This window comes from Streptomyces hygroscopicus subsp. hygroscopicus (assembly GCF_001553455.1).
Classification (GTDB): domain Bacteria; phylum Actinomycetota; class Actinomycetes; order Streptomycetales; family Streptomycetaceae; genus Streptomyces; species Streptomyces hygroscopicus.
The window spans coordinates 1-2641 of the sequence record NZ_BBOX01000628.1; the positions used below are offsets into that span (position 1 = coordinate 1).

At 73.0% G+C, this 2641-nt stretch carries 2 protein-coding genes; both read left to right on the forward strand.

The window, feature by feature from the left end:
* Positions 1-1264: beta-ketoacyl reductase (locus tag AXW62_RS39465; RefSeq protein ID WP_159061115.1), on the forward strand; the 1264-nt coding region annotated here is incomplete at its 5' end.
* 42 nt (positions 1265-1306) lie between these two features.
* Positions 1307-2641: type I polyketide synthase (locus AXW62_RS39470; RefSeq protein WP_174556489.1), on the forward strand; the 1335-nt coding region annotated here is incomplete at its 3' end.

Below are 2641 nucleotides of genomic sequence, written 5' to 3' on the forward strand. Positions count from 1 at the left end.
GGTCAGCCGCCGGGGTCCGGACGCGCCGGGCGCCCAGGACCTCGCCACCCGGCTGACCGCCCGGGGCGCGCGGGTACGGATCGTCGCCGCCGATGTCACCGACGCGGCAGCCGTCGCCGATCTGGTGGCCGGCGTCGATCCGCGGCATCCGCTGACCGGCGTGATCCACGCCGCGGGTGTGGTGGACGACGCGGTCGTCACCGCCCAGACCCCCGAGCGGCTGGCGCGGGTCTGGGCGGCGAAGGCCACCGCCGCGGCGCATCTGCACACCGCGACCGCCCATCTGAGGCTGGGCGCGTTCGTGCTGTTCTCGTCGGCCGCCGGGGTCATGGGCAGCCCCGGACAGGCCAACTACGCGGCGGCCAACGCCTTCTGCGACGCCCTCGCCGCCCACCGCCGGGCCCTGGGCCTGCCGGCGGTGTCGGTGGCGTGGGGCCTGTGGGCCGAGTCCAGCGAGATGACGGGCAACCTCGCCGAAGCGGACCTGGCCCGGATGTCCCGCTCCGGCGTCACCGCGATGGCCGGCGACCACGCGCTGCGACTGCTCGACGCGGCCACCGAACACGGTGGCCACCAACTGGTCGCGGCGGACATGAACACACGCCTCCTGGCCGCCCAGCCCACCGAAAGCCTCCCCTCGGTCCTCCGCGCCCTCGCCGCCACGGCCACCGGCACCGGTGGCACGGCGGCGCGGCGCACCGCGGCGGCAGCCGGGGCACGGCCGGACGACTGGGCCGATCGGCTGGCGGGGCTGTCCGCCGCGGAACAGCACCGCGCAGTGCTGCGGCTGGTCCGTGACCAGGTGGCCGCCGTGCTCGGGCACGCCGACACCGAAGCGGTACAGGCCGACACCAGCTTCAAGGAGCTGGGCTTCGACTCGCTGACCGCCGTCGAACTGCGCAACCGGCTCGCCGCCGCCACCGGACTGCGGCTGCCCGCCGCCCTCGTCTTCGACCATCCGGAGGCGGCCGTGCTCGCCGACTACCTGCTGGAGCGCATCGCCCCGGCGGTCGGCGCCGCACCGGGCCGGGACGGCGCCGATCCGGTCCTCAACGAACTGGCCAGGCTCGAAGCCACCTTGACCGGCCTCGAGCTGGAAGCCGGTGATTCGGGCGCGGTCACGGCACGGCTCGAAAGCCTGCTGGCGAAGTGGAAGGCGACACGCAAACCGGCGGAGGAACAGATGACCGCCGCGGAGAGGCTGGAGTCCGCGTCCGCGGCCCAGGTTCTCGACTTCATCGACAACGAACTGGGTGTGTCCTGAATGTGCCGGGTGCGACGACCGCTGAGGGCCGGGTGAAACCTCATGGTGAACGTGAACGAAGAGAAGCTGGTCGAGTATCTCAAGCGCGTTTCCGCGGATCTGCACGATACGCGCCTGCGTCTGCGCGAGGTGGAGGAGCGATACCAGGAGCCGATCGCGGTCGTGAGCATCGCCTGCCGCTTCCCGGGCGGGGCGGACACCCCCGAGGCCCTGTGGCGACTGGTCGCCGAGGGCGTGGACGCGATCGGGGACTTCCCCACCGACCGGGGCTGGGACCTCGACGGCCTCTATCACCCGGACCCGGACCACCCCGGCACCACCTACGTCCGCCGGGGCGGCTTCCTCTACGACGCCGACCGATTCGACCCCCAATTCTTCGGCATCAGCCCGCGCGAGGCGCTCGCCACCAGCCCGCAGCAGCGACTGCTGCTGGAAACCGCCTGGGAGGCGTGCGAACGAGCGGGTATCGACCCGGTGTCCCTGAAAGGCTCCCGGACGGGTGTCTACGCCGGTACGGCGACCACCGGCGGGACCACGACGGGCGACCTGCCGCAGAAGGGATCCGAGGGATACGCGGGCAACGCCCCGAGCCTGCTGTCCGGCCGGGTGTCCTACACCCTCGGCCTGGAGGGACCGGCCGTCACCGTGGAGACCGCGTGCTCGTCGTCCCTGGTCGCGATCCACCTGGCCTGCCAGGCACTGCGGCAGGAGGAGTGCACGCTGGCCCTGGCCGGCGGGGTGACGGTGATGACCACCCCCGAGGTGTTCACCGGTTTCTCCCGGCAGCGGGGGCTGTCCCCGGACGGGCGGTGCAAGGCGTTCTCGGCGAGCGCCGACGGAACGGGATGGGGCGAAGGCGTCGGGCTCCTGCTGCTGGAGCGGCTGTCCGATGCCCGGCGCAACGGCCACCAGGTGCTCGCCCTGATCCGGGGCTCGGCGGTCAACCAGGACGGCGCCAGCAACGGATTCACCGCGCCCAACGGCCCCTCGCAACAGCGGGTGATCCGCCAGGCGCTCGCCAGCGCCCGGCTCGCCCCGTCCGAGGTGGACGCGGTGGAGGCACATGGCACCGGCACCACGCTCGGCGACCCCATTGAGGCCGATGCGCTGATCGCCACCTACGGCCGGGACCGGCCGGAGGACCGGCCGCTGTGGCTCGGTTCGCTGAAGTCCAACATCGGCCACACCCAGGGTGCGGCGGGTGTGGCCGGTGTGATCAAGATGGTGATGGCCCTGCGCCACGAACTGCTCCCGGCCACCCTTCACGCCGAGGAGCTGACACCCCATGTGGAGTGGGACGGCGCAGGGGTGCGGCTGCTGACCGAGGCGGTGGAGTGGCCGGACGGTGAGCGTCCGCGCCGGGCCGGTGTGTCGTCC